At 49.4% G+C, this 7,427-nt stretch carries 5 protein-coding genes; 4 read left to right on the top strand and 1 reads right to left on the bottom strand.

All coding sequences use genetic code 11. From position 1 onward, the window contains the following. From ACXLDX_RS01630 to clpA, 4 genes are all read left to right on the top strand, one after another. Positions 1-2,557, top strand: a 2,557-nt coding sequence (locus ACXLDX_RS01630) for a hypothetical protein (RefSeq protein ID WP_457575443.1), incomplete at its 5' end; no start/stop codon positions are given. Then, positions 2,517-3,881, top strand: coding sequence for a DNA polymerase III subunit delta (holA, locus tag ACXLDX_RS01625; protein WP_457575442.1), 1,365 nt, complete (start codon positions 2,517-2,519; stop codon positions 3,879-3,881). The genes ACXLDX_RS01630 and holA, both read left to right, overlap by 41 nt. A gap of 102 nt (positions 3,882-3,983) precedes the next feature. Continuing rightward, positions 3,984-4,298, top strand: a complete 315-nt coding sequence (gene clpS, locus ACXLDX_RS01620; RefSeq protein ID WP_457575441.1) for an ATP-dependent Clp protease adapter ClpS — start codon at positions 3,984-3,986, stop codon at positions 4,296-4,298. A 156-nt stretch (positions 4,299-4,454) separates the two neighbouring features. Continuing rightward, positions 4,455-6,719: an ATP-dependent Clp protease ATP-binding subunit ClpA gene (gene clpA / locus ACXLDX_RS01615; protein WP_457575440.1), complete on the top strand. Its 2,265-nt coding sequence runs from the start codon at positions 4,455-4,457 to the stop codon at positions 6,717-6,719. Positions 6,720-6,803: 84 nt separating this feature from the next. On the opposite strand, the gene ACXLDX_RS01610 is transcribed toward clpA, so the two are convergent. After that, positions 6,804-7,427 (bottom strand): dihydropteroate synthase (locus ACXLDX_RS01610; RefSeq protein ID WP_457575439.1); only part of this gene is annotated, 624 nt, incomplete at its 5' end.

The following is a 7,427-nucleotide window of genomic DNA, read 5'->3' as shown; positions in this document are numbered from 1 at the left end:
AAAACAGTATCCAATGAAACAACTCACCCCGTTCATATATCTTCTTTTCACACTGTTCTTTCTATCCCTCACAACCACCAGGACGGCAATCTGCTCCATTGAAGATACACCATACGATAAAGCGGTGGCAATGTACAAAACAGCAGTGGGTGAAAAAACAGCTGTAAACCAGCATGGCCGGCCACTATTGCTCAGCCACAAAAAGCCAATGAAAATCCCGACTGCAGCGGTACAACCCTCGGTTGAGGGGGTTCAGATAAAAAAAGACACTGAGCAGAAAATCCGCGCCCTCTCCTACACCAATCTCCTTATTTTCAGAATATTCTGCACCCTGCCATCCATTGGGCAAAAGAGGCTGGACTACACGCTTTCCCGATTGCAGACCGAAAAAATTTCCTTTGCCACCACCGCTCTTCTGGCTTCATTTGTAAAACAACCCGGAGCGGACACTGATCTTACCTGGAGATTCCTGCAGAAAATAAAAAACCACTCCTTTGTCACCAGTCACGCCCTGTCAAGCCTTCTCAAGATACGTATGACAGATGCCCGACTGCTCTTTCCCCTCACCGACCAAATTCTCGAACTTGACGAAGCAGGCCGGTGGGCGGTGGACGCCTTTCTACAACTGCCCGGAGTTTCAGAAGACATTCTGGACACAACAATCTCCCTGCTGAACTCCCTGACCGACAGCCAGAAACGTTCGGCCGAACAACTCTGCAGAATTCCGGGAATGGACCCGAAAACAGCCCGCAAAGGACTGAAAAAAATAGGGTTACTTTCCTTTGCCGCAAGCTGGAACAGCAGGGCCGTATTCATGACGCCGGGGTTGACACCACATGGGGCCCTGGCATGGCTGACGAATTTTTTTTCCCTGACGCCAGACGACAGGGAACTCCGCTTTACCTCCTTTTCCGGGAAGAAAAAAAAATTACTGCTCAATGCATACTGTAACAGCTCGGAAAAAATCATCTGGCGAATAAACAACCTCCATGATATCACGGACAATTTCGGCCAGGAAATCGGCATAGGCAAATTACGCAGGACAGCCCCCGACAGGTTACGGGATCTTTTCAATGCACTGCACAACCGGGCGCGTGTCGCATACCGGAAAAGCTTTAACCGCGCCCTGGCGGACGGAAAAAAAAATGAGGCTGTAGCTGTTCTGGCCTTGGCAACAGAGCGGGCCCGCCGGGAAACAGCCATGGAACTGACAGGAGGCAATCTTTACATTTTACTGGCCTACGGCAATGATTTTTATGATTCTTCCTTCCGTGATATCGTTGTTCCGATCCTGAAAAAACGCATTGAAAAGGTATTTAATAATGACCTGCTTACTTTCCTGCTTCAAACCGACCCGGCCAACAGTCACACATCAAATTTTATCACCAATCTTGCCCAGAAGGGTAAACTGGTCCCCTTCTTTCCCAGATCAACAGATAAACAGAAAAAAATCATTGACCTCATTGCCGACTCCGCTTTCCGGGATGCGGACAGTCTGATTCTCTTTGCAGCCACCTTCCCCCGGCTTCTGCAGACAGTTGTACAGACCGCCCGTTCCCGCCTGGTGGACAGGATGCTGGAAAAAATTGCGAGTGACAGGACTGTCCTCTCATCCCAGCTGCAGATGATACTCCAGCACTACCTCCAGCATAATGGCCACCTGCTGTCTGAAAAAACCCGGAACAGGGTCTCATCCATGCTGAAAGAACGGGGAAGGATTGATCCGGAACCCTTTATACGCACACCTTTTCAGGAATGGCTGAGCGATCACAGGCTGGAAAGCCTTTCGGTATTTCAACGTGACGATGACGGCAGAAGCTCATTTCTCTCCTACTGCCGGCTCCTGATAAAAAAAGGCTACAGGCCGGCAATAGACAGCAGGTATAACCAACTCTTAAAAGAAACAACCATGGACATGAACAGGATCCTCAACATCGCGAAAAAGACACCCGGCACAGTTCTCAATCAGCTCTTCCATCTTGCTCTGAAAAATCCTATAGTACTCTCCTGGCAAAAGAGACTGGCGGGAACTGAAATTCGCCACGATGTCTTTTTTTACCAGGGCAAACTCCTGCAGCGCATAATTTTAAAACAGTTTCTGGAAAATCTCTCGGAGATGTTTGTCCAGAGAGGCCACAGCTACTGGCGTTATGAACAGCTTTTCGAGCCCTTTGAAACGCTCCTGAAAAGAGGCGACATCACGAAAGACACCCTGCTGGCAAAAAAACGGTTTCTCAGCATCGGGTCCTGCGGAGGGATCAGGATTTACAGAAAACTCAATAATCTTTTTTACAATGAAGTGGATATACTGGCAACGGTAGGGACTGGGAAAGCAGCCATCAACAATCCCTATTCCCTGGCTCTCTTTGAAATAGTGGCCCAGAACGGCCCGGAGACAAGCTGGGAAGACATCAGTCGAGAAACTGCTCCTGTTTTTCAGAAGAACAGGGGAGAGGAATACCTTCAACCCGGTTCCCTGCCCGCCATCCTGCACAAAATGCTCTATCTCGAAAATCATGACACTGATAAGACGAAACGACCTGGAAAAACAGATTGAAACCGGCAGTCTTGACCTGAACAATCAGGCCTATCTTTTTTTTGGAGAACGGTATCTCTGTAAAAAATCGGCAGACAGGCTGCAGGAAATACTTCTGGAAAAACAGAGTGGAACTGTGCATTCCATCGATGGAGAACAGGAAGATTTCGGCCGTACCCTGGGACGCCTGCTCAGCTTCAGCCTCCTGCCCGGCCTGCAGATTTACCGGGTTTCCGACTCCAATTTCTTTCATACGAAAAATACCCTGCCCGCCCTCTGGGAAAAAGCGATGCAGGCGAACAAGGCAGGAAAAAACAATCTGGCCGCAAAGCATCTCAAAGCCTTTGCCGGAACTGCCGGTCTTGACCCGGCTTCCTCCGCACCTCTCAGTGACACAGGAAAAGGCGTATGGAAAAAACTTTTCGGTTTCGCAAAACCGGCCGATTCCGTAAAATGGGCGGATGAACTCCTGGCCTCCCTTCCCCCCGAGGCAAAAAAACCCCGTTCCGCAAACCAGGTGGACCAGTGTATTTCCGCCCTGGAAAAAGGATTACCGACAGGAAATATACTCATCCTCACTGCCGAAACGGTGGATAAACGCCAGCGTCTTTTCACCTGGCTGAAAAAAAACTGTGTTGTTGTTGACTGTTCCGTTGCCACCGGTGCAGGGGCCGCCGCCCTGAGAGAACAGAAGGAAGTTCTGCGGGAAATGATGCTCAGAACACTCACCGAATTTAACAAGAAAATTGAACCTCGGGCCCTGGAACTCTTTTTTGAACGGGTTGGTTTTCATCCTGTGGCGGTGGTCATGGAAATGGAAAAGCTGGCACTGTTCACCGGAGAGCGGGAGATGATCAGCTGCAGCGACCTGGAAGAGATGGTCAGTCCCTGTCGGGAAAACGCTCTCTTTGAGCTGACCGATGCCTTCAACAGACGACAGACAGCACGGGTGATGCTGATCCTGAACCGACTGCAGGAACAGGGGATTCACGGGCTGGCTATCCTGGCTACCATGCGTAATTTTTTAAAAAAAATGCTGATATTCAAACATCTGCAACTCCAGGGTCAACCGTTGTGGCGGACCAATATGAACGCTAATGAATTTCAGAATTCCTACCTGCCCCAACTGCGGACCATGGGAAAATGGCAGGACCAGCTCAAAGGACATCCCTATGCTCTTTTCATGAGTTTTTCCAGTGCGGCCAGGTACAGCCCTGAAGGACTGAAACATCGCATGGAACTTCTTCTGGAGGCGGAATTCCAAATGAAGGGTTCCCCCCTGCCGACCGGACTTATCCTGGAGGAGCTCTTTCTCTCAATGTTGAGAAAACAAAATAATCACTAAAGGGTAATTACTCTCAATCACCCCATTGAAATTCATTTATTGAGTGTTATTTTTTCAGCGTTCACCTTAATCCACCTCAACAACTTGACACATCAGCGAAATATGGCAGAGAACAATAACGATCATCAGGGCTCGGTGGTAACCGAGGAAATTCTGGAGATAAAGGAACCACGCCTCTACAAGGTGCTTCTTCACAATGACGATTACACCACCATGGAATTCGTTATTTCCATCCTGGAAACAGTTTTTCATAAATCAACCCCTGACGCCACCCGAATAATGCTTAATGTTCATAACGAAGGTGTCGGAGTAGCAGGGATTTACACGAGAGAAATCAGCGAAACCAAAATCGCTGTTGTTCATGAACTGGCTAAAAAGAATGAATTTCCCCTTCGATGTTCCATGGAAATGGTATAACCTGAATCCTGCACCACCAAAGGTATCTATATATTATTTACCATGATTTCAAAGTATTACCATGGAACGCATCACATTTCCACCAAACTTGCCAATTGCTGATTTTAGGTATAAGATTATTAAAAGGGAAATTGAAATAAACACCACCAACTGACTATGCTGAGCAAAACACTGGAAAAAGCCCTGATCCGGGCCATACGGGAAGCAAAAAACCACAATCACGAGTATGTCACCGTTGAACACATGCTCTACGGCCTGCTGCACGATGATCTTACCAGCTATATTATCACGGAATGCGGCGGATCAACCGAAGTGCTCAAGGAACAGCTCGAAAAATTCTTTATCCGGGAAATCCCGAAATTTTCTTCCGGAACAGGTGGAGAGCCCGCCCAGACAATCGCCTTCAACCGGGTACTCCAGCGTGCTGTTTCCCATGTACAGAGCTGCGGTAAACAGCAGGTGGACAGTGGTGACGTTCTTGTTTCCATCCTCTCTGAAAATGAATCCCATGCCGTCTACTTTCTGACTTCCGTAGGTATCGGACGGGTTGCGGTAGTTAATTTCATCTCCCATGAACTTCCCGCGGACGGCCTGCAGAAGGAACCCCTTCCCTCACCGCCTAAAGATCCCATTGTGGAACCGGGCACGAAAGATGCCAAGATTCTGGAAGAATTCACCATCAACCTGGCAGAATACGCGGCAGAAGGTAAACTCGATCCACTCATCGGCAGAAGAGAAGAACTCGACCGGATCATGCAGGTACTCTGCAGACGAAAGAAAAACAACCCGCTGCTGGTTGGAGAACCCGGTGTTGGTAAAACGGCCATGGCCGAAGGGTTGGCCCTCAGAATTCATGAGGACAAAGTGGCCCGGGCGGAAAAAAGAAAACCGGTGGTCCCCGACCTCCTCCGGGACGTGGAAATCCACCTGCTGGACATGGGCAGCCTGGTAGCAGGAACCAAGTACCGTGGTGATTTTGAAAAACGGCTCAAAGGTGTTGTTTCCGCCATTGAGAAAAAAGAAAACGCCATTCTCTTCATTGATGAGATGCATACCATCGTGGGTGCAGGGGCCACAAGCGGCGGTTCCATGGATGCCTCCAACCTGCTCAAACCAGCCCTCCAGGCCGGCATCCTGCGATGTATCGGTTCCACAACCTATGAAGAGTATAAAAACCAGATCGAAAAAGACCGGGCACTCTCCAGGCGGTTTCAAAAAATCGATATCGAGGAGCCATCCGTTGAGGACACGGGAAAAATCCTTAAAGGTCTTCAGCCCCAATACGAAAAACATCACAATGTCAGGTATTCCCAGAATGCCGTCAAGGCCATGGCAGAGCTTTCTGATCGCTATATCAATGAACGTTTCCTGCCGGATAAAGCCATTGATATCATGGATGAGGTCGGTTCCTTTTTCCGGCTGGAGGGCAGGCAGGGTTCTCTCGTTAAAATCGGCGATGTGGAAAAAGTTGTCTCCCGTATTGCCCGAATTCCTGCAAAAAGCGGTTCCACTTCAGAGATCAGCGAGCTCAAGGAGCTGGAAAAGAGGCTTAAAATGCAGGTTTTCGGCCAGGACGAAGCCATCGATGCCGTATCAAGGGCTGTGAAAAGATCCCGTGCGGGACTGGGTAACCCGGAATCCCCCACAGGCAGTTTTATCTTTGCAGGTCCCACCGGTGTGGGCAAGACAGAAGTGGCAAAACAGCTGGCCGCCACCCTCAACATCCATTTCGAGCGCTTTGATATGAGCGAATATATGGAAAAACACGCGGTGGCCAGGCTTATCGGCTCCCCGCCCGGCTACGTCGGTTTTGACCAGGGCGGCCTGCTGACCGAGGCGATCCGCAAGCATCCCCATTCCGTTCTGCTGCTGGATGAAATCGAAAAGGCCCACCCGGATGTTTTTTCAATCCTGCTCCAGATCATGGACCACTCAACACTGACCGACAATTCCGGACGCAAGGCGGACTTCAGAAATGTCATCATTATCATGACATCCAACGCGGGAGCAAGAGAACTGGCGGCCAACTCCATAGGCTTTGTCACCAGCAAAAAAGGCAAGGACCAGACAGCAATCAACAAACTGTTTGCTCCTGAATTCCGCAACCGGCTCGACGCCATAATATCTTTTTCCGCTCTCAATGAAGAGGCGACGGAAAAAATTGTCGACAAACTGATCAGGGAGCTGGAAACCCAGCTGGCTGAAAAACGGGTCACCATCACCTTGACCAGTGAAGCCCGTAAATACCTGGCGAAAAAAGGCTACGATCCGGATTTTGGCGCAAGACCCCTGCGCCGCCTGATCCTCAGAGAAATAGGAGATACCCTGACCGAAGAAATTCTCTTTGGGGAACTGACGAGAGGCGGTGAAGCCACCATCGGAGTACGCAGGGAAGAACTGCTGTTTAAATATAAAACCTGAATCCTGATCCGAATTTCAAAAACAAACAACCCGGGCCGATATAAACCGACCCGGGTTGTTTTGCTCACAGGTACTCTCAACCATTCAGGCGACAATCCTCTCCGCCCGAACTCCCTTGATATAGTTCATGCAGAACTGGTCATTGCCGGCCAGCATGTCTGCTGTCGCTGTCATGGCCATGATATCCCGATCCAGGGGATCCATGATTGCTGAATCAAAACCATGACTGATCATCATGGCAAGAAAGCAGCGATTAATAATCCGGCGCTGGGGCAGACCATAGGAGATATTGGACAATCCTCCCGTCGTATGCACCCCTTCCAGATCAGTCATAATCCTTTTGATTGCTTCCATGGCGGTTCGTCCATTGGTCACATCAACACTCATCGGCTGGATAAGGGGGGCAATAAAAATATCATCCCGGGTAAAACCGATTTTTTCCAGTTCCGCCACAAGCGATGTGGCTCTGGAAACGATATCGTCAACACTCTTCGGCATCCCGGAATCATCCATGCAGAGGGCAATTATTCTGCACTCTTTGCCCTGCAGGTAGTTGATCATCGGTGTAAAACGATCCTTTTCGAGGCTGATGGAATTGATCATCGGTTTCTGTTTTACCAACCCATAGGCCATTTCAAGAATTGCCGGATCAGGGCTGTCCAGGCAGAGGGGAAGTTCCGTCGCCTCCTGAACGATTTCCAGCAGCCA

The sequence above is a fragment of the Desulfomarina sp. genome, from assembly GCF_054039375.1.
The sequence above is the reverse complement of the archived record's forward strand: the minus strand, read 5'-3'. Positions and strand labels throughout refer to the sequence as shown.

Coding starts and splice junctions, on each gene's coding strand:
- holA (WP_457575442.1), top strand. CDS start 2,517: ATGACACTGATAAGACGAAACGACCTGGAAAAACAGATTGAAACCGGC.
- clpS (WP_457575441.1), top strand. CDS start 3,984: ATGGCAGAGAACAATAACGATCATCAGGGCTCGGTGGTAACCGAGGAA.
- clpA (WP_457575440.1), top strand. CDS start 4,455: ATGCTGAGCAAAACACTGGAAAAAGCCCTGATCCGGGCCATACGGGAA.